The organism is Acidimicrobiales bacterium (assembly GCA_025455885.1).
In the GTDB taxonomy this organism is placed as follows: Bacteria; Actinomycetota; Acidimicrobiia; order Acidimicrobiales; family Acidimicrobilacustridaceae; genus Rhabdothermincola_A.
In genome coordinates, this window is record JALOLR010000007.1 from 39362 (window position 1) to 63403 (window position 24042).

Annotated in this window: 16 protein-coding genes and 3 tRNA genes; 6 read left to right on the plus strand and 13 right to left on the minus strand. The window is 69.2% G+C overall.

The window, feature by feature from the left end; all coding sequences use genetic code 11:
• Window positions 1-196: 196 nt before the first annotated feature.
• Entirely contained in the window at window positions 197-598 is a 402-nt protein-coding gene (locus MUE36_07180; protein ID MCU0310709.1) for a helix-turn-helix transcriptional regulator, read from the minus strand.
• 367 nt (window positions 599-965) lie between these two features.
• Between MUE36_07180 and MUE36_07185 the strand changes: the two genes are divergently transcribed.
• The 3 genes from MUE36_07185 (at window position 966) to MUE36_07195 (ending at window position 7069) form a co-directional block, all read left to right on the plus strand.
• Window positions 966-1412, plus strand: coding sequence for a hypothetical protein (locus tag MUE36_07185; protein ID MCU0310710.1), 447 nt, complete (start codon window positions 966-968; stop codon window positions 1410-1412).
• A 240-nt stretch (window positions 1413-1652) separates the two neighbouring features.
• The gene (locus MUE36_07190) at window positions 1653-2558 is read left to right on the plus strand and encodes a zincin-like metallopeptidase domain-containing protein (GenBank protein ID MCU0310711.1); all 906 of its coding nucleotides are present in this window, start codon (window positions 1653-1655) and stop codon (window positions 2556-2558) included.
• Between the two features lie 752 nt (window positions 2559-3310).
• The gene (locus MUE36_07195) at window positions 3311-7069 is read left to right on the plus strand and encodes a relaxase domain-containing protein (GenBank protein ID MCU0310712.1); all 3759 of its coding nucleotides are present in this window, start codon (window positions 3311-3313) and stop codon (window positions 7067-7069) included.
• A 290-nt stretch (window positions 7070-7359) separates the two neighbouring features.
• Here the strand turns inward: MUE36_07195 and MUE36_07200 are convergent, their stop codons facing one another.
• From MUE36_07200 to MUE36_07210, 3 genes are all read right to left on the minus strand, one after another.
• Window positions 7360-7938 (minus strand): hypothetical protein, encoded by a 579-nt coding sequence (locus tag MUE36_07200; GenBank protein MCU0310713.1) that lies wholly within the window; start codon window positions 7936-7938, stop codon window positions 7360-7362.
• Between the two features lie 17 nt (window positions 7939-7955).
• Window positions 7956-10433 (minus strand): hypothetical protein, encoded by a 2478-nt coding sequence (locus MUE36_07205; GenBank protein ID MCU0310714.1) that lies wholly within the window; start codon window positions 10431-10433, stop codon window positions 7956-7958.
• A gap of 117 nt (window positions 10434-10550) precedes the next feature.
• Complete coding sequence (locus MUE36_07210; GenBank protein MCU0310715.1) at window positions 10551-12281, minus strand: type IV secretory system conjugative DNA transfer family protein; 1731 nt, start codon at window positions 12279-12281, stop codon at window positions 10551-10553.
• Between the two features lie 728 nt (window positions 12282-13009).
• On the opposite strand from MUE36_07210, the gene MUE36_07215 reads away from it, so the two are divergent.
• The gene (locus MUE36_07215) at window positions 13010-13702 is read left to right on the plus strand and encodes a hypothetical protein (GenBank protein MCU0310716.1); all 693 of its coding nucleotides are present in this window, start codon (window positions 13010-13012) and stop codon (window positions 13700-13702) included.
• A gap of 35 nt (window positions 13703-13737) precedes the next feature.
• The gene (locus MUE36_07220; GenBank protein MCU0310717.1) at window positions 13738-14307 is read left to right on the plus strand and encodes a hypothetical protein; all 570 of its coding nucleotides are present in this window, start codon (window positions 13738-13740) and stop codon (window positions 14305-14307) included.
• 21 nt (window positions 14308-14328) lie between these two features.
• Here the strand turns inward: MUE36_07220 and MUE36_07225 are convergent, their stop codons facing one another.
• The 7 genes from MUE36_07225 to MUE36_07255 all read right to left on the minus strand — a co-directional run bounded on the left by MUE36_07225 (window position 14329) and on the right by MUE36_07255 (window position 22115).
• Entirely contained in the window at window positions 14329-14958 is a 630-nt protein-coding gene (locus MUE36_07225; GenBank protein ID MCU0310718.1) for a hypothetical protein, read from the minus strand.
• Between the two features lie 616 nt (window positions 14959-15574).
• Window positions 15575-15991, minus strand: a complete 417-nt coding sequence (locus MUE36_07230; protein MCU0310719.1) for a DUF4065 domain-containing protein — start codon at window positions 15989-15991, stop codon at window positions 15575-15577.
• A gap of 398 nt (window positions 15992-16389) precedes the next feature.
• Window positions 16390-18915, minus strand: a complete 2526-nt coding sequence (locus MUE36_07235; protein MCU0310720.1) for a DEAD/DEAH box helicase family protein — start codon at window positions 18913-18915, stop codon at window positions 16390-16392.
• Window positions 18915-21047 (minus strand): hypothetical protein, encoded by a 2133-nt coding sequence (locus tag MUE36_07240; protein MCU0310721.1) that lies wholly within the window; start codon window positions 21045-21047, stop codon window positions 18915-18917. The genes MUE36_07235 and MUE36_07240 overlap by 1 nt, the downstream gene beginning before the upstream one ends.
• A gap of 294 nt (window positions 21048-21341) precedes the next feature.
• A tRNA-Arg gene (locus tag MUE36_07245) sits at window positions 21342-21415 on the minus strand.
• Window positions 21416-21539: 124 nt separating this feature from the next.
• A tRNA-Ser gene (locus MUE36_07250) sits at window positions 21540-21628 on the minus strand.
• Window positions 21629-21641: 13 nt separating this feature from the next.
• Window positions 21642-22115: a gamma-glutamylcyclotransferase gene (locus MUE36_07255; GenBank protein ID MCU0310722.1), complete on the minus strand. Its 474-nt coding sequence runs from the start codon at window positions 22113-22115 to the stop codon at window positions 21642-21644.
• Between the two features lie 162 nt (window positions 22116-22277).
• On the opposite strand from MUE36_07255, the gene MUE36_07260 reads away from it, so the two are divergent.
• Entirely contained in the window at window positions 22278-22736 is a 459-nt protein-coding gene (locus MUE36_07260; protein MCU0310723.1) for a hypothetical protein, read from the plus strand.
• 151 nt (window positions 22737-22887) lie between these two features.
• Here the strand turns inward: MUE36_07260 and MUE36_07265 are convergent.
• Window positions 22888-22972 (minus strand) — tRNA-Ser (locus tag MUE36_07265).
• Window positions 22973-23071: 99 nt separating this feature from the next.
• Window positions 23072-24040 (minus strand): prephenate dehydratase, encoded by a 969-nt coding sequence (gene pheA / locus MUE36_07270; protein ID MCU0310724.1) that lies wholly within the window; start codon window positions 24038-24040, stop codon window positions 23072-23074.
• Window positions 24041-24042 lie beyond the last annotated feature (2 nt).

Genomic DNA, 24042 nt, shown 5'->3' on the forward strand with positions numbered 1-24042 from the left:
AGAGGTCCCGGCGCCAGATGCGCACCCGCTCAGAGCCAGTCCGGCGACCACGACGCACAGGGCGGCGAGTGGTCCCCACCCGGCGCTGTTTGAAGATCTGTCCCTCGCCGCCATGGAGCCCAGCAAACGCGACCGCTGACGCGAACTCAACGACAACCTGATCACCTCGAGGTGACCTCGGTGAAGTGGTGGTTAGTCAGCTCACCTCGAGCTCATCGTCGACCAAGCTCCTGCTCGCCACCATCGTCGGGTAGTGCCGTTGCGTCCACTCGTCGAGGACAGCCAGCAGATCGACCACCTCGTAGCCGAACGGGGTGAGGGCGTAGCCGAGCCCCGCAGGTCCACCGCCGTCATCGTGCACGACCCGCGTGACCAGGCCATCGCGGACAAGGCGCCGAAGCGAATCCGACAGCGCCTTGGCGCTGATAGGGCGCGTCGCATGTCGAAGCTGAAAGTTCCGCTTCGGGCCACCCGCCAGCTCACAGAGCAACGCAGGGATCCACTTGCCTGACACGACGCCGAGCACATCGGAGAGCTCGAGCAGCGCCCGATCATCGCCACGCAACGTGGGTGAGTGCTGCTGAGCCGAGATCGTCATGCGCTGGTCACCTCCACCGACGTGCCATCGAATCGCCCTGCCCCGCAGCAGGGTCACCGTGTTCCACCAGCAACCTAGGCACGCGCGCAGAGTGAGATTCGGTCAGGGCGATCGAATTGTGCCGATCGGCCCATGACTTGACAGCACCGCGGTGTGCCGTGACCGGCCCTTCGGTCCGGGTGACGTGAAGCCCGGCTGGCGTGTCGCCGTCAACCCGCCTCCGCAAGCTCCGGCGGGCGGTGGCCCTTCGGGCTTGACCGCGCCCCACCCGCCGGGCCGGGCCCAGAGGGCCGAGCCCAATCCGGGCTCGCCGGCCTCGTAGCCGGTCGAGATGCGGCCTGACGCCGCCAGTCCTGGAGCGACACCCATGACCACCGCCAACCACCCCGCAGCACACCCCGACCTGCGCCACCGATCCGACTCTCATGAACCCACGACCGTCGTCGTCGAGGCGTGGCCCGACCCGCTCATCGAAAACGATCCGCGCTCCCACCCGACGGCCAGCGGCGAGACGTTGCTGTGGTGGACACCGGTACTCGGGCCGACCGCCACGCTCATGGCACACCGCTTCGCCACCGTCCTCGCGCACCAGCCCCGCCTCCAGATCACCACCGACGACCTGGCCCGCACCTTCGGGATGGGCAACTCCAACGGCCGAGTGCGCGCCACCCTCGCCCGCCTCGAACGCTTCGACGTCGTGACCACTCACGCCCAGTCGGTCTACCTGCGCATGGCGCTTCCCGCCCTCACCAGCCGCCACCTCGAACAGCTCCCCGGCTACCTGCGCGACCTCTACCAGCAGCGCCATCGGTAATCGGCCCGCCGGTGCGGCCGCCGTGGTGGCGACCGCACCGCGGCTCGAGCCGCCGCCGGTGCCGTGGCCCGCCTGACGGCGGGGTGCCGTGGGAGCCCGCCGCCGGGACTGTGTCAACCCGCCCTCGCAAGCTCCGGCGGGCTCCGCCCCTTCGGGGTTGACACCGCCCCTCAGCCGGCGGGCCAAGCGCCCGGAGGGCGAAGCCCCGCACTCGACGGGGCCCACACCAACGGAGCGACCATGCGACCCGACGACCTGTACGCCACCATCACCAACCAGCTCATCGCCGACATAGAAGCCGGAGCCGGCGACTGGCACATGCCATGGCACACCCTCGCCGGCGGATCCCCTCGAAGCATCGACGGCCACCACTACCGCGGCATCAACGCTCTCTGGCTGGCCATGACCGCCGACAACCGCGGCTGGACCTCCGGAGTGTGGGCGACCTACAAAGCCTGGCAGCGTCACGGCGCCCAGGTCCGACGCGGCGAACGGGGCACCGCCGTCGTGCTGTGGAAGACCCTCGACCCCGCGACCGACACAGAACCCACCGCCGCCGACACCGCCGCCGGCCAGCGTCGACGCCTCGTCGCCCGCACCTTCACCGTGTTCGCGGCCGAACAAGTCGACGGCCTCGACCCGGACCCGGCTGCCGTACCCGACACCGTCGATGACGAGACACGGATCGACCACGCGGAGACCTACTTCGCCGCCATCGGCGCCCAGGTCCACCTCGGCGGCAACCGGGCGTACTACCGGCCCAGCGCCGACACCATCCACCTCCCGGACCTCGCCCAGTTCGACAACCCCGCGCACTTCTGGGCCACCGCCGCTCACGAACACATCCACTGGACCGGCCACGCCAACCGGCTCGCCCGCGACCTCACCGGCCGGTTCGGCTCCGACGCCTACGCCGGCGAAGAACTCGTCGCCGAGCTCGGCGCCGCCCTGTGGAGCGCCGAAGCCGAGCTCGCACCAGTCACCCGACCCGACCACGCCGCCTACCTCGCCGGTTGGCTGCGCATCTTGCGTGCCGATCCCCGTCACCTGCTCACCGTCACCAGCAAGGCCCAAGCCGCCCTCGACCACCTCACCACCACCGCCGGGCGCCCACCCGCCCCGGCACCCGCCGGCGCGCTCCGCTGAGCGCCCCGGTCCTCGACCCGCAACGGGTCGAGGACCGTCACCGCGCGTGGTGCCGCGGCCGACCCTCCGGGCCGGGTGCCGTGCAACACCACACCGACGGCACTTCCCCTGCTCGCCGGTCATGATCGAGTTCCTGAGTCACTCGCAACCGCAGCCCCACGCCGGCTGACACGCCGAGCCGACAGGGCAGCCACGTCGACACCGAGGAACGCCGCCGCCTGATCCCGGCCGACACCAGTCGTCGCCAGCTCGTCCAACGCCACGCTCAGCGACTCGACCGCCGCCTCTCGCTGCTCATCTAGAACCTCGATGCGACGGTAGGCCCTCGCGGCGGCCCGCAACGCCTGCTCCTGCGCGCCCGCCGCCTCCCGCTGCCACACCCTCAGGTCCCGAACCGCGTCTCGACCCATCCTCTTGACCCTCCCGACGTGGACACCGACCCAGGTGATGGACCGACGATCGACCAGACCCGCGAGCGCGAACCCTCGACCCTGATCACCTACGCCCGCGCATGCCTCCCGTCGCGCCCACCCCCCCCGTCCGCCCTCGCAGTCACCAGCTCCACCGAACCTGCCCCACTACCCGCGAGTACCCAGCCCACCACGATCACCGCAGAACAGCCCCGCCCGCTGTCAGAGCCCTCCACCACTCGCCCCGCGTACCAGCCACCACCAATCTCGAGACACAGAACATCACCGGCTCCGCCGGTGTGCACGCGACACCTCACCCACCCAGGGGTGGGAGTGAGAGTCGTGTTGTCGATCGCAAAGCTCCGCGTCGGAGCGGAGGCCTACCAGCTCACCGGTGTCGCCCAGTCCCTGGACGACTACTACTCCGGCGCGGGCGAGGCCGCCGGATGGTGGGCCGGTACCGGCGCGATCGTCCTCGGCCTCGACGGCGAAGTTGCCGGCGATGACCTCCGAGCTGTGCTCGCCGGGATGCAACCCGGCACCGGCGGGCTGTCCCCGAACAACGAGACGATCCGGCCCCATCCCCGTCGTGTCCCAGGGTTCGATCTCACCTTCAAGGCCCCGAAGTCGGCGTCGGTGCTCTACGCGATCAGCGACGACCCAAGGGTCCAAGGGGCCATCATCGACGCCAGCGAAGCCGCGTTGCGTGGCACCCTCGGCTGGTTGGAACGAGAGGTGATGGCAGTCCGGCGAGGCAGCGACGACCGTCGCTACCTCGCCAACCTCGACCCCGGGACCGCGGCGGTGAAAGCCATCCGTGTGGAACCCGGTGCGGACCTCGTCGCCGCAGTGTTCCGGCACCGCACCTCACGCGCCGGCGATCCGCTGCTGCATTGGCACGTCCTGATCCCGAACATGGTCCGCGGCGCCGACGGCCGCTGGTCAGCGTTCGTGCACCCCGACCTCTACCGCCTCCAGCGCGCCGCCGGGGAGGTCTTCCAAGCTGCGCTACGAGACGAGCTCACCCAGCGGCTCGGAGTCCAGTGGCGACCCGGCCGTCACGTCGCCGAGATCGCCGGGATCCCCCAAGCCGTGCTGGATTCGTTCTCGAAGCGTTCCGCCGAGATCGACGCCTGGCTCGACGACCACGACCGCGGCCACGACCCCGCATCGCGCCAACAAGCAGTGCTCGCCACCCGCCGAGGCAAAGCCGAGATGGAAGACGAGCGCCTCGATCTCGGCTGGAAACTCGAAGGCGCCACCCTCGGCTTCGGCCCCGAGCACGCCGAAGCCCTCATCGCCGAATGCCATCCCATCCAGACCCGGCACCCGCAGACGTGGGCTCTTCCCGAGCTCTCCGTCGGCGCTGACGGCGCCCCCTCAACCCAAGCCCAGACCACCTCGGTCGAGGGGTGGATCGCCGATCTGCTCTGCACCGACCTGGTGACCCGCGATGCCACCTTCACTGTCGCCGACCTCTACCAAGCGGTCGCCCGCCGCCTCGGGGCCGGTGCCACCGTGGCCACCGTCGACCGTGTCGCCGCCACCGTGCTCGCCTCAGAGCAGGTCCTCGCCCTCGCCCCGAGACTGCGGGGCGACACCACCGCCCGGTGGACATCGCGACCGATGGCCGCCACCGAACGCCGACTCCTCGACACCTTCGAACGCCGCGACACCCACCACCCGATCCCCACCAAGCACCTCGAACAGGCACTGACCACAGCCAGGACCCTGGGCGCCGACCAAGTCGCGGCGGTGAGAGCGATCTGCGCGACCACCGACCCCGTCGCGGTCCTCATCGGACCCGCCGGAACCGGAAAGACTCACACCCTCGCCACCGTTGGCGCTGCGATGCGCGGCGCCGGCATGGCCCCCGTAGGCGCGACTCCCTCTGCGCGTGCCGCGGCCGAGCTCGAAGCCGGCACCGGCATCGACGCCTCCACCCTCCACTCCCTCGCCCGTCGCTGGGCCCTCCCCGGCCACGGACCAAGTCCTGCCACGGTGTTGATCATCGACGAAGCTGCCATGGCCTCCACCGTCGACCTCGAACCACTCATCACCCGAGCCGTCGCCGCTGGCGGTCGGGTGGTCCTCGTCGGCGATCACCACCAGCTCCCCGAGATCGGACCCGGCGGCGGCCTCGCCGCCGCGGTCGACCGCTGCCGTAGCGTCGCCGAACTGACCGTGAACCGACGCCAGATCGAACCCTGGGAACACCACGCCCTCGCCCAGCTGCGCGCAGGATCGATCCCCGCCGCGGTCACCGCCTACCGGACCCACAACCGGGTGCACGTCACCCCCGACCTCGAGTCGATGCTCACCGTCGCCGTGGACCGCTACCTCGACGCCCTGCACGTCGGCCAACGACCCGTGCTCATGGCCGGCACCAACGACACCGTCAACCGGCTCAACCACCACGTCCGCCGACGACTCGCCGACCACCAGATCCTCGACCTCGACACCCCCATCGCCACCTCGCACGGGCGGTCGCTGGTGGTCGGAGACCGAGTCGTACTGCGCCGCAACGCCCGACTCACCCAACCCGCCGCTGATGCCGTCCAGGTCCGCAACAGCGACATCGCCACCATCGTCGCCGCCGCCCCCGGCGGGGCCATCCGGGTCCGGCGAGACAACGACGACGCGACCTTCACCGTCCCCGCCGACTACCTCCGCGAAGGCTTCGTCAACCACGCGTACGCCGTCACCGCGCATCGCGCCCAAGGCGGCACCTGGGACACCGCCATCGCCGTCGGGGTCGATGGTCTCTACCGAGAAGCCGCCTACGTACAACTTTCCCGCGGCCGCCACTCGAACACCCTCGTCATCCCCCAAGCCCAGATCGACGAGATCGACGCCGAGCTCACACGCCACACCCACGGCATCCCCCTCCAGGGCGAGGAACCCAACGAACCGCTCGAGAACCTCATCGACAAACTCCAGACCTCGCGAGCCAAGCTGTTCGCCCTCACCCGGGACCCCGACGCAGACCGCGTCGCCGTCCTCGCCGACACCCACACCGTCGCCGAGCTCGAAGCCCGGGCAGCCCGCGCCCGCAGCATCGAACTCGCCGCCACAGCTGCGGTCGGTATCGACCCTGAGGTGCTGGAGCGTGCCGTCGACCGGGCGGCCCACACCGCCCGCCACGTCACCATCGGCACCCAGATCAAGGCGTTCGATCGCCACAACATCGGCACCGTCACCGCCATCGCCGACACCACCGCCACCCTCACCGTCCGGTTCACCTCCCACACGGGCGCGACCGCCGAACGCACCCTCCCATGGACCGAGACCCGCCTCGTTGACCGGAACCTCCCACCGGCGCGGATCCTCCCGGCGGTCGCGCAACACCACCTCGAGACCCTCGCCCAAGCACGCGACGAGACGCTCGGGCGGTGGGACAGCCATCTCGGCGCGCACGGTGTTACCGCTGGCGATGCCACTCGATGCGAACGCGCCGCCCAGCTCCTCGTCACCCGCGAAGCCCGCCGACTCGGTGCCATCCAACCCGCGTGGCTGACCGACCAGATCGGGACACGCCCCGCCACCGCCCACGCCGCGACCCTGTGGGACGACACCGTCGAGACCATCGCCCACCACCGGCTCCGCCACGCCATCCCCACCCGCACACCCGGGCTCGGAACCGAGCCCACCCCCGCTCACCCCGAATGGGAGCGCATCCGCAGCCAGATCACCGCCGCCGGCGAACACCTCGAACAGCTGGGCCGCGTCGAGCCCCAGCACCTGGCCCGCACCACCGAACAACTCCTCGAGCGTCGAGACGACCTCGACGCCATCCTCGCCACCGCGCCCCCCGACACCCGCACCCTCATCGACACCCTCACCAGCAACAGCCGCCAGCCCACCCTTCTCGACGTCGACGCCGAGCTCCAAGCCGCACTCGACACCCGAGACACCCGCCGGACCTGGATCCTCGAACACTGGCCCCACGTCATCGAACGCAGCGAGATCGACGCCGCTCTGGCCCCGCTCCAGCCAGACGACCCGGCCCACGAGCAGACCCTGACAGTCACCCACGACCTCTCCGTGAACCTCGGCTCCGTCCCCGATCAGGGCGACACCCTCGGAATGGACCTCTGGTGATGCCGGGCCCCGCGGCGATGCGCCGCCGGGTGCCCATCTCGAGGTGGTGTTCCGCTCATCGGCCTGCCGGAGGCCTCGAGAGGCTGTCGGTCGACAATGTCGGGCTGGGCCTCGGGACCCATTTCCGTCGGGCTGACGATTCCACGACGCGCATGTGGGTCTACCGTCACGGGCATCGATCGATCCGCCGTCGATCGACATGTCGGTCTCAGCGATGGGCCTGACACGCGTGTGGGCGCCCCGGACCCGCCTCCGGGGCGCCCAACGCATTCGACGCCTGCGGCGCAAGCTCAGGCGATGAGGTCCGGCGGCTCGCCTGTGGCCGTGGCGGCCCGGGGGACCAGACGCAGCGGCACCGGGTACTGGTGACGCGGCGCCGGCGCAGGCCACGGCTGGCCATCGTTGTGACGGTCGGCCATAGCGATGCTCCAGTGCCGGAGCGCTTCCTGGAGCGCGTGGCTGACGTGAACAGGCTCGTCCTGACCGGCAGTGGCCACGAGCCGGACCAGCGTCGAGCGCAAGGTCTCGCGCTCATCGAAGCGCGGGCTGTCCAGGGCGGCATCGGCGTAGCCGTCGAGCAGAGCGGTTCGCTCCGCGACCCACCACTGCAGGGCCTCTTCGATCGCAGCCCACAGTGTGAACCCGCGCCGGTCCCCGCGGCGCAGGAAGTCCACCGCCGCGATCACCTCGAGCATCCGGTCAGTGGCCTCGGCGGGATCCTCGACGAACCGCTCGGTCAGATCCCACACGGCGTCGCTGTCGTCGCCCTCGACCAGTTCCACCTCCTGCGGGCGTTGTTCGCCCGGCGGAGCGGCCGATGCAGGGGCAGGGCGGTCGTCGGGCTGGTCGAACAGAAGCTGGGGGTCCATCGGTTGTGCTCCGTGGGTTAGAGGGACAGGTCCGGTGCGGGAAGGGCGTCGAGGAGCGACTGTCCGGTGACAGCGAATGGTTCGGGCAGGTCGAGGAGGAGCCCGTGTCGGTCATCGGGGCGGTGCTCGTCAGGCTCGGGGAGCGCCTCCAGCAGCCGCCGCGCTTCGCTCTTCTCGACCCGCCGAGGCGGGGTGGTCGCAGAGGGCTGGTGCGCCGCGATCAGCGCGGTCCGGTCGTTGCTAAGCGGCGCCACGGCACGGAGCCGGTCTCGGAGGTGGATCTGCTCCTCGGGTGGGAGCTCACGGGTCAGCGCCTCGAGGACGGTGTCGGTTCGCAGCCCGAGCTGAGAACGGGCGATCTGGGTGGTGAGGACCGGGTCTTCGTCACAACGAAGGTGCAGCGCAGCGACCGCGACATGTGAAGGGACCGAGCCGGCGGCGAGCGCAGCGGCGGTGTCGGCGGGGGAGAGGCCGTAGCGCTCCGAGGTGGCGGCGATGGCCTCGGCCGGCATGCCTCGCCGGCCGGCCAGATCAAGTCCGGTGGCTGGTTCGTCGACGGCGGCGGCAAGCCCTGCGGCGAAGCAGTCGGGGTTCGGGGCGTGGCTGGCCAAGAACCCTGCGACCTCCTCGGGGGAGTGGTCGGCCGCGAGGGTGCCGCCGGCGAGGTCCCACAGACCGGGATCGGCCGGGAGTGCGCTCAGGACATCGCGAGGTCGACACGCCAGGATCTCGGCGGGTTCACAGCCAGCGACGCGCATCTCCGCCGCCGTGGCATCGACGAGTTCCGCGGCCTCGACCCGTGAGGTCCCCCATCGATGGTGAAGCTCTCCGATGGCGTCGGCCGGTGCGATACCAAGGATCGGGAGCAGCGGCCCGACCGCGGCTGGGGGTGCGCCTTCGGCGTGCAGGACCGCAACCGTGGTGACCGCGGTGACCCCCGCGGCGCCGAGCAGCTCGGCCAGCTGCGCGGGGTCGGGGCTAGCCGCGAGAGCGGACTGCTCCGCAGCGGCGAGCCGGGGACTGACACGCTCGATCAGCCCTTCTCGGGCGTAGTCGGGCGACGCCGCGTAGGTAGCGAGATCGGCGTCGAAATCGACGCGCACCTCGAGCACGACCTCGCGAAGGGCCCGCCGCCCCGCGGCCGTGGCAGCCTCCATCGCCTCATCGCAGCTCGGTCTCAGGGAGCCGACGACCTCGGGGGCCCGGCTCGGGCCTCGCTGCACGAGCGCGCGCCATTGCCCCTCATCGGGGACCACATAGGAGGTGACACGCCCGTGATGGACCTGCCGCCAAGCGCCGGCCTGTCCCTCCACCGCCTCCCACCCAACCCGCCCGACAGACTCAGTCCGACGGGGCACCCCGGCGGCGAGCTGCGGGTAACGCTCGACCAACGTGGCGATCGCGCTGGCCTGCGCAGCAGCCAGGTCGCGGTCCTCGCCACCGTCGAGGCGGCCAGCACCGACCTTCGAGCGGGTGTCCTCCAGGCGCCAGCTGGCATGATCACCCTGTTCGACGACGACCAGGTACGCGGTCGCGTTGAGACGCCGGTAGAGGCCCTTGCCGTTGGCGTCCTCTCCTCGGGTGGCCCACTCGTCGCGGGTGTAGGGGCCCACCTCGACCCAACGACCGAGGGGGAGCTGCTCGACCGAGGCTCGGGGAAGGCGATTGCGGCGGCGGGCCGGCACGGCGCGGTCGTCGTCGATGGCCATGCGGGGCAGCGGCGACGCGAGCAGTTCCAGCCCGAGATGGCGTCCCATCACGGCAGTGACTCGTCGGTCGGCGTCGAGCACATCGAGCAGCGACTCCCACCGCTCGCGCACCTCGAGCGGCCCGGGATCGAACTGCGGCATTTCACCGGCCTCGCCGACCCTGCTCAGCACCAGCTGGGCTGCTTGGATCGAGAGGATCCCGCTCGGAGCTTCACGCTTCGAGTTGCGAGGCATGCGCTCCACCGCTGCGGTGAGCACGGCGAGCGGATCGCCGGCCTCAGCCACCCGGCCTCGCATCGTCCGCCGTGCCGCTGCCACTGCCGCAGACTCGATCGCCGCGTCCGAGAGCGCCGGTACTGGCCGTGCAAGCGCGGTCGGGTCGGGACGTCGGACAAGCTGCTCGACGCAGAACACGCCCCGCCACTCCCACCCGGCCACCGCAGCCGCAGTGGGACGAACCCCACCGAGATGCGGGTCAGGTTCGCCAGCCGTGGCGGTGACCGGGACCCGAACCGGTAGGGCGTGCTCCCGGGCCCGGACGGCGCAGGTGGCGCCATCCCTCGAGGGCACCAGTTGCCATGTCTCGATCCCGGCCACTGGACCGGTGGCCCGATAGGACGCGAGCAGGAGCTGGTTGCGGGGCGAGTAGTCCGACCAGTCCCTCGTCAGATCGAGTGCCTGTTGCCAGTCGTCCGGGTCGCGGAGGTGGTCACCGGCCCACCGGTCCAGCCAAGCGTTGACCGCCCGGCCGCTGTCGAAGCTGATCGGGTTCGGGTTGACCACCATGGCCGTGACCGTGACCCTCGCCGGTCCCGGTTTCGGTCCCGGAACCAGTCCCGACCAGGAGATTCCACTGCCTGGCTCGCTCCCGGAAGTGGTCCCGGTTTCGGTCCCGGCCCCTGGTCAGACCGCCTCTCCGACGTGCGGTGCGTCGAAGCAGGTGAGACAGGCCACGGTGTCGCGTCCCCCAGGGCGAATGGCCGCGCCTTGCCCGACCATCACCCACTGCCCGCAGTTGTCGCAGTGGTTGGCGAACCGGTTCGGGACGACCGCTCGGTCCGCGTCCGAGCCGTCAGGGCTCATGGCCGATGCCTCCACCCCTGGTGGGCTTGACGGTGGAGCAGCTGCCGGGCCCGACGGCCGCGGTGGCGACGCCGCTGGGCCGGTGGCTGCGGGCGGCGGCGGGGCGACCGGGGGGAGGTTGCGGCTCGAGTCCACATGGACCGCGCGACCGAGGCCGGCCCCACCGGGCTCTGGTGCCTGATCGGTGACCGGGCAGGTCCCACCCGTCGGGGCGATCGGACGGCCCTCATCGTCAACCGGGACCAGCGCCCGGAGAGTCTTGTGCTCCCACCAACGAAGCGACCGAAGATGAATCGGCGGCAACGTCCCATGGATCAGCACCGCCTCACCCGGAAGCATCTGTCGCACCACATGAGGAGCGACCAGGTCCTCGCGCTGAGAGCTCTCCGAGACCGTGCGCCGACCCCCTGTGGTGTCGGCCGACCAGGAGCGGCGAGCGACATGCTCGGTGCCCCCGACCGTTCGCAGCCACATGAGTGTCGCCGGATCATCGACACCGGTGAACACGATCTTCGAGCGGTGCCCGCCGAGCACGGCGTCAGCGAGTGTCCCGTAGCGGTGGTCGATCTGGGCCTTCGACTGCCAGCAGGTGACGAACATCCCACCCAGCCCGGCGATGGTGGACACCTCCTCGGGAAGCCACGCCAGCTCGAGCTGCGCAGCCTCATCGATCACGACCAGCAACGGCTTCGCCAGCCGTCGCCCCTCGATATCCCAACCGTGGAGCTGCTCACGGAAGTCGCCCAGCAGCCCACCGAGCACCGGCGCCAGCCGCTTGAACTCCGTATCAGGGGCTACCAGGTACAACGTGTTCGCCGACCCAGCCGGCCCGCCGGTGAGCCAGTCGAGATCCACGAACCGAGGCCGACGGTCCCCGATGGGGTCGCTGTTGTAGAAGTCACGGGCGTCGATGGACGCCGAGTGCGCCACTGACGGTTCACCCCACGCCTCGAACGCCATCCGGCCAGTGGCGTAGATCGAGGCGCGGATACGCGGATCCTCGTTGTGCAACGCGGTCAGCTTCAACGCCGCAGCCTCCGCCAGCCGCTGCGTCTCCAGATCGCCGCACTGGAGGCCTGAGCTCACCAGCTCGTGGATCGTCGGATCGGTGATCCCCGCGCTACGAAACGCCCACCCCGTAAGCGTCTGGATCGTCAACCGCTCCCGCGGCGCTCCATCCGCAGGCGTAGGGAGCCTGACCGAGAGCCCGGCAAGAGCCATGTAGGCGGACACGAACATCTCACCCTGCTGAGCCCAGTAGTCACCACCCTGTACCCCGCTCGTCGGGATCGCCGCCGCCAGCGCCCGTCCTGCACGCAGCGCGCCCGACGCGGTAGCCACCCCCCGCAGAGGCGTCCAGCGCGCAGTCGGCAACCCCGTCGACGCGCCCGGGTCGAACACGGCCACCTCGCCTCGGGTCGAGCGGGCCGACGCGGTGACGTCATACAGGTCCCGCTTCACCGACAACGCAACCACCGGACCGTCCCAACCGATCATCCCCGACGACAACAACGCCGTCTTGCCTGCCTGTGTCGGCCCGATCAACGCCACCGACCCCCTCGACCCCTGCCGCCGCCCTCGCCGCCCCGACATCGGATGGCGATCCCGATCCTCGGTTGCCAGCACTGGACCTCGGGGGGCCATCGCCCCCAGCAAGAACCGGCCCGACGGAGGCATCGCCGAACCAACCGACAGGGTGCGCACATCAGCCGGTCGGGCCTGACGGGCATCGGTGTCCACACCGAATCGCTCCCGATTGGCCGGCGACATCCGCTGCCAGAGACGCCAGAGCCCCCAGCCCGCGCCCACCGCAGCAGCCGCAGCGATGCCGGTGCACAGCCAGTAGACCGCCGGTCCCGGCACGCCCGTCGCCTTCGAACCCCACACCGCTGAGGGAGCAGAAGGGTCGGAGCCCAGCGCGACCACGGCGTTGAGCCACCCGCTGGGGTCCGTATCCACGGACCCTCCGGTGACGCGAGTGGACACCCACGCCCCGAGGAACACGACCGCGGCCGCACCGAGCACGGCCGCACAGAGCGCGATCACAACCCTCTCAAAGCCGGACCCGCCTGTCGCTTGACCTGCTCCAGGCCTCATCGACTCGCTCCTGCTAGAGGCGGCCGTGACCAGGACCTGGGACTGGATCCGGGACCACATCCGGGACAGCCCGGCGGCGGCAACCGCAGACGAATCCGCACATCGGGACCACGACCGGGACCGAAACCGGGACCAGCAATCCGCACCGTGGACCGCACATCACCGTCGACGGAAGGAACACCGTGCCCACCCTCCAACAGCAGCTCCGCGCCGAGTACCGGCATCTCGACAATCGCCCACTCCCCGCCCGCTGGATCCGCCAGCACCCCGAGCTCGCCCGCTACCCGAACGGCGCTGCACTCGTAGTGACCATCCGGGACCGCGAACGGCTCACCGACGCAGATCAGATCGTTCGAGCCCTCGCCGCGATCAGCAGCCACGACTCCAACGCAGGAACGGTCCTCCTCGAGGCGCTCTCGTGGGGACTCGGCTCCGGAATGAACCGTCGCCTCAGCGCCAACTACCGCGATGACCTCCTCGTCGAACTCTCCCTCGTGATCCTCGAAGCCGACGATCTCGAACAGGTCGACAACCTCGCCACGCGTCTCGTACGACGAGCCCAGGCGCGTACCCGCCGCCGTCACCGCACCTCGGCAGCGACCCGCGAACGCGAAGTACAGGTCGCCCCCACCGACCTTCGGGCGCCATCGACGATGGACGTCGCCCAGCTCGCCACCGACCGCGCCCACCTCACAGCAACCATGCGCATCATCCGCAACCACCTCGAGAACGGTCGACTCTCCGACCGGGCCTGGGAGGACTGCAGAGACGGCTGCCTCGCCCCAGCGATCGGCGGGCCGCGGCTGCAACGCGATCGCAGCCGCACCTACCGCGGCCGCCAAGCAGTGAAGGACGTTCTCGTTCATGCCTCCTAACCAGACGGCAAGAACCCAGGTCGTCGCGACGATCGATGGCCGAGGGCTCCCAGCGACGGAACGCTGAGCTCCGAGAACGTCCCACTCCCGGAAGGCAGACGACGACACGACGAGTAGCCGCCTACGCTCCCTTCGGAGACGGGCGGCGGACGCTCGCGACGGCGACCAAGGCGGCACGAACCATGCTCAGCGGCAAGCCCTACGACACCCCCGAACTGCGCGAGCTTCGGGAACGGCAGCGTCGGCTACTCGCCGGCTCCGGCCTCAACCCCAAGGCCATTGAGGGACTCCCCGAGACCATCGACCCCGTGAAGGCCGCCGCCAGCGAGATCGCCCTTCGGCGCACCGCCGAAGCGATCCTCGCGGATACCGACGGTCTCGCCGAGCACATTGAGGCCCGCGCGCGAGGAACAGAACTCGAGCTCGCCCTCGCAGTGATCCGCGAGCGCGACGGGTGGGACCAACGGATCGTCACCCGCATCGAGAACGAGCAAGAGAATCCGCGTCCCCAGTACAGCCAGCCCCCGAAGCTCGAGGACCTACTCAAGGACTGGGCGCTCCTCGTGCACCTAGCGGATGCTCTCGCAGCCCACGCCGAGTTCTAGCCAGCCGACCGACTGAGGTGGCTATCGACGCCCGCTGTGGCGCTCAATCAGCTTCTGCAGGTTCTTCGCCCCCTTGGCGCTGACACCCGCGCCAACTGCTGCTGCCGGCAACGCTGACAGCTGATCGGCCGTCCATCCCGACAGGCCAGCAACGATCCGATCAGCTTGCCGCTTCCCGTAGCTGTCACCGAACCCGTTGTTGCCGTAGAACGCGAGGCGCTCAACCGTCTCAGTCAGCTCCGCCGGGTACTCGGCCGGCTCGCCTGTGGCCAGGTCCTCGGCACCGACTACCGCCGCCCAGCCTGACAGCGGCACGCTGAAGCCTTCCACGGCCACCAGAGACGATCGTCGGCCCAGGTTCTGGGCGTACTCGAGGTCCTCGAGCTGGACGCAGTAGGCCAGCACCGGCCGTCCGGGCCGAGCACCACGGGAGCGTCTGGTGGTGTGGTCGTGCGCTCGGGCGAACTGCTCCAACGCCCCGTGCCCGATCGAATCGATGGTGTTCGTGACGACGACGGCTCGGGCTCCGCCCTCGTCTCTGCACCGGTCCTCGACCCAGTCGATCGCAAGAGCCGCCGCCTGGTCCCAGTCCATGTCGTCGCGCTCGGGAACCCACGCCGCCTGATCGATAGCCACCTTCACCGGGTTCATCCTCGGACGCTCCTCCCGGGAGTCGGCCGGGTCGGGGCGGCCCAGCGCTGCGCCGAGCGTACGCCGAGAGTGCGACAGCCCCGGTCCCTGCTGACGTCCGAGAAGCGAGCCTTCCCGGCATGGTGCCGTCCGGCTAGTCCTGGTCGGTCGGACAGACCCGGTGTTCTGGATCCCACCACACGACGTGAAACACGTCGGCCACAACGAAGCCCCAGAGCCGGCCAAGGCCCCCATCCCGAAACCGGAAGATCTCCGACTCAAACACCTCGTCTAGTCGGAGCTGACCGAGGCGCTTCTGGGCCTCATCGCACAGCGAGTCCACCGGCTGGAAGTGGTGCTTCTTGTGCCTACGCCTCGACCCGGTTTGGTCGGACCAGATCTCGTTCCACTTCCGGCGCCCGTGATGACAGAACAAACCCATGACCTGATGGGATGCCTCTCCGTCCGTGTGGAAACCCCAGGGACCCTCGTACGTTGTGTCTGCGTACTCGAACGAGAAGCGCGCGTACATCTGCCCGGCCGACGGACCACTCGATCGGCCCTTGGGCGTTCGGCTTGGCTTCCCTACCTCGGCCGTAGACGACGGTCGTCGATCCCGCTTCGCCATTCCGTCGACTCAGTCGTCCCAGGTGATCTCGTCGATCGGCCGAGCCTCATCGTCACGATCGAGAGCCGAGTAGTACTCCTGCATGAGATCGGTGTCGATCGGCCGGTTGCTCCGCGCCGTTGCCGACAGGTCACCGCGTGCGTTCACCCACGGGGCTTCCGCATGCGTGAGGGCACTCAGGCGACGGCCATCAAGATGTCCGTAGCTTCCGAGCACCGCATCGATCGTCTCACGTTCATCCTTCGACAGGCCTGGACCCCGCTTGGGCCACGGGGGGACCACCCGAAACGATCCGCGATGTACATCGAACAGCTCGTACACCACGGGGCCGTTCGCCCACGCCTGGATCTCCTCTTCGAAGAGCAGCTTCTCGTCCCACACGAGGTGCCAAGCCTGCGAGTAGTAGACGAGCTTCTGCAGCTTCATCGTCGACATGGGCCCGGCCTGCTCGAGGATGTAAGCCGCTACGTCGTGAACACTCGCCATCTCGCCACCTCGTCCCCCTGGTCCTCGGGCCGACTAGGTCCCCCCGAGTAGGCCCCACCCGCTGCTCAGGCCTGATCACAACGGTACACGGGCCCGCGCGAGCAGCCCGCCATGACTTTCGACACCCGGGAGTGCTCAGTTCTCGGCGCTCAGCCACGGTGCTGCCGCCGTCGTCACCCGCTGCAACTGCTTCGCCCGAGCGATCGCTCAGCCGGATGGCAGCCCACCACTGGTAGTACCACTGGCACGGCGGTTCAGATCTGCGCAGATGTCGGAGGCCCTGCCCGCTGTCGAATCCGATCCCTAGCTCGGGTCCGATCGTGCATGCCAACTGTCGATCACAAATACGGCACCGCAACGGCGGAGTCGTACAGCGCAGACACCTGCGCACCATCGAAGTCGCGGACGGCTTCTCGCACCCCTGGCTCGAGCAGGTCGAGCACGCGCAAGCTCCCGTCGCTCCCCTTCGCGACCGACACGACGCGGATGTACCGGTTGCCATGGGCCTCGGCGAAGTCGGCCAGCGCTCGGAGCTTGCACTTCGCATCGGCGAGGTGGTCACCATGGGGGTCGACGATCGACGCGGCGAGCGAGCCGTCATCACGGCGCGACACGATCACGAAGTCGACCTGGAGGCTGCTCCATGCCCCGGCGTCGTTCCGGTACGCGATCCGTAGGGCGTTCGGGGTGGCTCGTGATGGGTTGCGGTACCAGGCAACGAACGAAGGCCGGTTGGTCTCCGTGGTGACGACCTTGGTCTCCCAATCGTTGAGGTCGGCGGGGTACTGGCCATCAGCGTCGGAGTAGAGATGGCCGCCGAAGGTGGGGAGGTCGGCGCCGTTCCCGTTCTTGGTGGCGGCCTTGTCGTTGGCCCGGAGCTCGATGGTCACGGCTTCGGGTGCGCCGGTCTGCTCCTGGACCTTCCGGTACGCGTCCCGGGTGGCGCCGGTGGTGTTGCTGATCTCGACGGAGAACGTGGCCAGGTGCTCCTGGACGAACTCGGTGGCAGCAACCTCAACACTGGCGATCACTCCGTCGACCCGCAGGAGTGCTGCGACGTGGACCCGGATGTTGAGGCGGCTCTCCTCAGGATCGGCCTTGGCCACTCGGTGGGCGTAGTAGCCCTTGCCGACTCCCTCTCGAACGGAGTTGAGGATCTTGCGGGTGTCGCGGTCGAGGTCCTTGATGTGGGTTTCGAGCAGCCGGGAGGTGACCTCTGCGGTCTGGCCCACGGGGTCGACACCTTCTCGGCGAACGATCGCGGTGCGGAGGTCCTCGATCTGGGCGTCGACCGCGTCGGCGTATTCGGCGGCCAGCCCGTCGAGGCGGGCGTTGAGGCGCTTGGTCAGCAGAGCGTCGGCGTCGGGTACCAGGGCGGGGCCAGTGCCGTCGTCGGCGAGGAGCCGCACCAGGTTCTTGGCGCGACGCAGGGGGCTGGCTGATGGGTCGGGGGTGGGGATGCTGGGCAGAGTCTCGAGGAACTCGAAAACCTCGGGATCGAGGTTCGGGTTGCGGTCGAACACCATCGGGGCCCTCACCACCAGCGGGCCGACCTCGTGCTGTGCATCGGCACCGTTGCCTTCGAGTTCGTCCTTGATGGCAGCGAGCTTCTTGGAGTCGAACAGCGGCAGGTAGCACGTCACCGAGTTGAGGACGTCGTCAGTGGCGATGCGGTGCGCGAGCGGCTGGCGGACCATGCGCCCGATCACCTGGGCGATGTGGGTGGCATCACTCGCCGGGCGCTCCGAGTAGAGGACCTCGGCTCGCGGGCAGTCCCACCCAGTGGAGATCGCCTCCTTGGCGAGCACGACCCTGATGTCGGTGTCTCCCTGGATCGATTCGGCCGGAACCCAATCGATGGTGCGGGACCCCAGCACGATGGGCTCATGCTCACCAAACACATGGGCGATGGCGTCGGAATCGAGATCGGGCCACTCCGACTCGATGACCGACACCATCTCGGTGAGCTTCGCCTCATTGGCTTTGTCCGGCACCTGCACGACCAGCGCCGGCAGCACCTCCGGCTCCCCCTCGGCAACCGAGTACGCCGCCCAGCGCTGCTCAAAGGTGCGGGTGGCCTTCACCGCATCACGCAACAACGTGGTGGAGAAGGTCCCCTTCTCATCGGGCTGCTCAAGGCCGATCTCGTCCTTCACCAGGCCCGAAGCGCGCACCTGATCGATGGCGACTTCGACGTCGGGATAGCGGGTGCGATCCGTCGTCTGGCCCATGGCCTTGGTGAAGCGATCGATGGTGGCGGAGATGCCCCACACCGTGGGGACCGGTGGGTTGGAGCCGGGCTCGCCGTGGATCAGGCGCTGCACGATCGTCTTGCGGTCGGACGCCTGCTTCATCCCTCGGTGCGCTTCGTCGAGGATGAGGTGCAGGGTCGTCTTCCCGTTGGCGATGGTGCTGGCCAGGACCTCCCAGAACGATGCCTGGCGGAGGTTCGTGCCGGATTGTACAAGTCGGCTCTTCTTCGAGAGCTTCTGAATGTTCAGGAAGTACACCCGACCCGGGTCAAGCGCCGGGTTGAGGAAGCCGTCATCGATCTCGACCAGCGCCCGCGGAGCGAGCAGGTCCGAGGCGGTGAGCATGCGGTTACGGGTCTGACGGTTCAGTGCGGGGTCGTCGGTGATCCACAAGAACGTGGCCTGCGGATCAGGGTCGACACCGAGATCGGCCGACCCGAACAACAGTGCCTCGACCACCGCAGTCGCGATCACCGTCTTGCCGGACCCGGTGATGGCCGACAGAGCGAACGACGAGCGATAGCCGTTCGACCAATCACTCCTCGCCCGCTCCAGCCGGTCCAGCACCTCGATGGCCGCCGAGCGCTGGTAGTCCATGAGCTCGTAACGCATCAGACGAGGCCCTCGTTGATCCGGAACGTCGTCAGGTAGTTCTCGTAGAGCCGGATCACGTCGAGGTGCCCGGGCAGCTCAGCCGAGATCCCGGCAAAGGTGGCCTGCGAGTCGGTGACCACGAACGCGGTGGTCGCCGTCGCTGGGAGGTTCTCCACGAAAACTCGCCACCGGTCGGCGTTGAACAGGACGCCGTACTGCTCGGTCCACGTGTACGGCTTCCGCCGGCCGGCCGGGTCGAGACACGCGTCGATCACCGGGCCTCGGCTCCCAGCTCGCATCCACAGCAACGGCCCGATCGCCTCGAACGCAAGGTCGAGCTCGACGTCGTCCGGGTCCTGGTAGGTCAGCTCGACGAACTCGACGTTCTCGTCGAAGCCCTCCGCCATCGGGAACTCGTCGGTGAACTTGTAGTCACCCTTCACTGGCTGGCCATCCGGCGTGAGGCCGGTGACGGCCGCTGTGATCCGGGGTCGGGTGATGTGCTCGAAGATCCCGAGCGCCTCCCACTCCGGATCACCGGGGCGGTAGCCCTGCTTGCGGAGCGAACCGGCCTCACTCGCTGAGACTTCGTTGTTCGTGACGCAAATAGAACGGCGTCGGCCGCCGTCCTCTCGGTTCAGCCGAGCGACAGCGTGCGCTGTGGTTCCCGACCCGCCGAAGAAGTCCAGCACCACGGCCTCGGGGTATTCACCGACTGCGATGCGGAGTGAGTCCTCGACGGCGTAGAGCGACTTGGGAAACGGGAAGCGCTGGTTCGGGATCAATGCGTTCAGCAAGGTGGTTCCGTACCGCTGAGCGTCGTGAGAAGCGAAGTCCCACTGGGTCAGCGGCATCCGTCGCTTCCCCGTCGGGTATCGGGCGATCACGCTCCCGTCGTCGTTGCGCCCTGTGACGATCGCTCGGCCCTCCTCGATATCGGCGATCGGTCCAGTCCGTAGGTACGAGACCACGTACTCCTGATGGCCGCCAGGTTGATGGCGGCCCAGCCGGACGTACCCGTTCTGAAGTCGTTGTTCGAACGCCTCGCGGGTGAGAGCCCAGTTCATCTCCGTCCCGTCCTCGCGAACTGGGAACACGGACGCACAACCCGGTCGCTCCGGCGCCTCTCTGCGGTCCTTGTCGCTCGGCAGAGGGTCACCCGTTCCTACGATCTGTCGTGATTCGATGTCTACATAGACCGGGTAGAACTGCGATCGCCCACCCTTCGAAGTCCCCCGCCGGGATTCGAGATCTCGTCGTCGGAACGGCTCCCACTCGACCGGGACCGATTCGTCCGAGTCCGGTGCCATCGGCTGGATCGTGACCTCCCCGAACTGCAAGAAGAAGAGGTACTCGTTTGTCCGGGAGAACTCGGACTTCCGTCCAGTGCCCGCAGGGTTGATGACCGAGCTCACCATCTGGGTCCGACTTCCCGCGAAGGTCTGGTCGAGCAGGAGCCCGAGCCGGTGAACCTCCTTCTCGTCGATGGTGACGATGAGGACCGAGCGCTCCGGGTTCAACAGCTCCTTCGCCAGAAGGAGCCGGCGTTCCATGAAGGCGAGCCACTTGCTGTGGCGGTAGGCGTCGGTGTCGTCGACGTAGTTGTTGTCGTACTTCCAGTCGCGGGCCCCGGTGTTGTATGGCGGGTCGATGTAGATGCAGTCGACCTTGCCGGCGTGGGTGAACTGGAGCGCCTCGAGCACGTGGTGGTTCTCGCCCTTGATCACCACGTGGGCGGGCTTGTCGCTACCACGGTCGACCGAGCCGAGCCGGCGGAGCCCGGGGTAGATCGGTTCGCCGAAGTCGGCGATCACGACCAGCTCATCGACTCTGAGATGCTCGTCGTCCGAAGCCGCGACCTCTTCAGTCGTGAGCTTCGACCCGTCCGGGTGCCTGACCTTCCGGATCGTCGCTGTGCCTTTGCGGACGTTCATCACCTGGTAGGTCGCACTGGCCGCGTCGTCGCGGAGAGCGACCTTCGCGCCGGCCCGCACCGGGTGCTCGGGAAGCCGGACCCGTTCCGGTAGGTGCGATTCGAATACCAGCCCAAAGGTGCGCTTAGCACGAAGGCGATCGATGTGGGCGCGCAGATCGGCCCGCAGCGCCGGGTCCTCCACCCGCCCTAGGAGACCATCGAGCTCGTCCGCCATGACCGCACGACACTACGACAGCCTGTGTCGGTGGTCCTCGACCTGTGTCCTGCTGTCACGGCGAGTGCGGTGAGTGTCCCGGTCGTTGAGGGGTTCGATCGCTGTGAGGCGGTGCGTCTGCGATGACCGGGTGCTGGTTCGACGCGGGCCCCCAGCACACACCACTCCGTCCACGGATTTCCAGCGGCGTCCGTAGCGGTACGTGCAGCCTGTTTGGCTGCACCTTTGGCTGCACCTGGGGTCATTTCGAGCCGGCAGCCCGTCGCCTCACCGCTCTGACCTGGCCTTATCTCGCGCGCTCGGAGGGACTCGAACCCCCAACCTTCTGATCCGTAGTCAGATGCTCTATCCAATTGAGCTACGAGCGCTGGTGTGGCCCGGTGACTGTACCGGGCGCCGGGTCGGGAAGGCCAACGGATCACCTCGTGCACGTGCGGCGCCGTGCGGGCCGGGAACGGACGTGGGCCCCGCCGAAGCAGGGCCCACGGTCAGCGGAGAGGGTGGGATTTGAACCCACGGACGAGTTGCCCCGTCACCTCCTTAGCAGGGAGGCCCGATCGACCGGACTCCGGCACCTCTCCAGGCCCGGAAAGACTACACAGGCCGACCGCGGGCCCCCGCTCCGGCTCCGTCCGCCCACCCGTCGAGCTCGGCGCGGTACCGGTCGGGGAGACCGAACCAGGCGGCGCCCCGGAGGATCCGCTCGAGATAGCCGTCCCTCGGCGCGCCGTCGCCGCGGTACCGCTCGACGTACACCAGCGCGGTCGTCGTCTCCCCGTCCACGGTCCGGACCCGGATCTGCTCGCGGCGGTACCGCCCCTGCCCGATGCCTTCGTGGCCGTCGAGGGTCGCCAGGTGCCCGATCGTCAGCCGCCACAGGCCACCCCACACGACGGCCCCCGCCTCGGCAACGATGGTGGCGACCCCTCGATCGCCGATGCGGAAGCGCCACCCGTCCAGCCGGGCCGCACTCTCGGCCGGCGCCCCCGGGCAGCGGTCGGACATCTGGTGGGGATCGAGGTTCGAGCCGTACGCGAAGTAGAGCTGAGATCGTTCGTCCCTGGCCACCCGCCGATTCGACCACATCCTCGTGGGAGGAGAGCGTTTCGGGCCCGCCACGGCCTCATTGCTACGGTGAGCCGGTTCATCTGAACGACATCAATCGGATCGTGACGACGTCGCGACGACGAAAAGGCGGAACCAGTGCGCAGTCAGCTCTCGAAGTCCCGAATGTCCAGGATCGTGGCGGTCGGTCTCGCCTCGGCGTTCGCGGCCGGCGTGCTCGCGTTCGCAGCTCCGGCATCCGCCGGTGGACAGATCGTGCAGTCGGCCTCGGCCACGGCGCTCTGCGACCCGGTGGCGAGTGTCGACGTCGAGATCTTCGACAACATCAGCACGAACTACGACACCTTCCTGTTCCTGGGCGAGGTCGAGGTGGCCAGCGCACTGGACCGGCCGGACACCGACGAGGGCCTCGACCCGATCATCCTCACGGGCGAGGGCGGCGCGCCCCTCGAGGACGGGGTCTACACCGTGCAGGTCTTCGAGGTCGAAGGTGACTTCACCTTCACCCAGGACGTGACCGTCGACTGCGTGCCGGACGTGCCGGAGACGGAGCCCACCCCGGAGACCACCGCCGCGGCCCCGGCCGCGCAGGCTGCGACCGCCAGCCCCCGCTTCACGGGCTGATCGCGCGCCGGCGGGCTCGACCCGCCCCGAAGGATCCTCGACGCAGCGCCCCGGCAACCCACGGGGCGCTGCGTCGCGGTGGCGGCTCCGCAGGCGCAGCACGGCCACGCACCGGCCCGTCGGCCGCGCCGGACGTCGCACGGCCGTTCGGCGGAGGGAGGGGGATTCGAACCCCCGGAGGGTCGCCCCTCAACGGTTTTCAAGACCGTCGCAATCGTCCGCTCTGCCATCCCTCCGGGCGGGACCCTACCGGCCCGACTCGGAGCGCTTCCCCATCCGCCCGTCGGGCCGGGTGGTGACGAGGCGGCCGCGAGCCGCGCACCGAGCGGTGAGCGTCAGTTCCCGATGGCGGCGCGCAGCTCGTCGATCCAGGCGCCGGCGCGCTCGGCGGCCAGCGCCACCTCCTCGCGCACGGCGGGACCGTGGTCGCCGGCGGCGGGGTAGGACCCGAGGAACTTCACATCGGCCTGCTTGGTCTTCAACGACCGCAGCGCGTCGGCCACCACGTCGTCACGGAGGTGCCCCTCGAGGTCGATCAGGAAGCAGTAGTCGCCGAGCCCCCGGCGGGTGGGGCGCGACTCGAGCTTCGTGAGGTTGATGCCCCGGGCCGCGAACTCCTGGAGGATCGACAACAGGCTCCCAGGGGCGTCGGCGCGCTGGAACACCACGATCGACGTCTTGTCGTGGCCGGTGGGGGCGGGGATGCCTCCCCGTGCCACGAGCACGAACCGGGTGGCGTTGTCGTCGTGGTCCTCGATGGCGTGGGCCAGCACCTCCAGGCCGTAGACCTCCGCGGCGCGACCCGGGGCGATGGCGGCCCCGTGGCGGTCGCCGTGCTCGGCGAGCAGGCGGGCGGCGTCGGCGGTGGAGTTCGAAGCCTCGGCCTCGGCCTTCGGCAGCTCCCGCCCGAGGAACTTGCGGCTCTGGGCCAACGCGTGGGGGTACGACCACACCCGCTCCACGTCGTCCACGGTGACGCCGGGCAGCGCCATGAGGTCGAGGTGCACCGGCATCACCACCTCGCGCTGGATCAACAGCTCTGCATCGAAGGCGAGCGTGTCCTGGGTGACGTTGACGCTGCCCTCGATGGCGTTCTCGATGGCCACGAACCCGAGATCCACCTCGCCGGCCTCGACGGCGTTGAGCACCGCCGAGAACGTGGGCATGGCGACGAGGTGGGCCGAGGCCAGGTCGGGCTGGGTGTGCAGCGCCTGTTCGGAGAAGGTCCCCACGGGCCCGAGGTAGGCGATGGTGCGCGCCGCCCACTCGGGGCTCGACGAGAGCGGTGCGGCGGTGGGTGTCACGA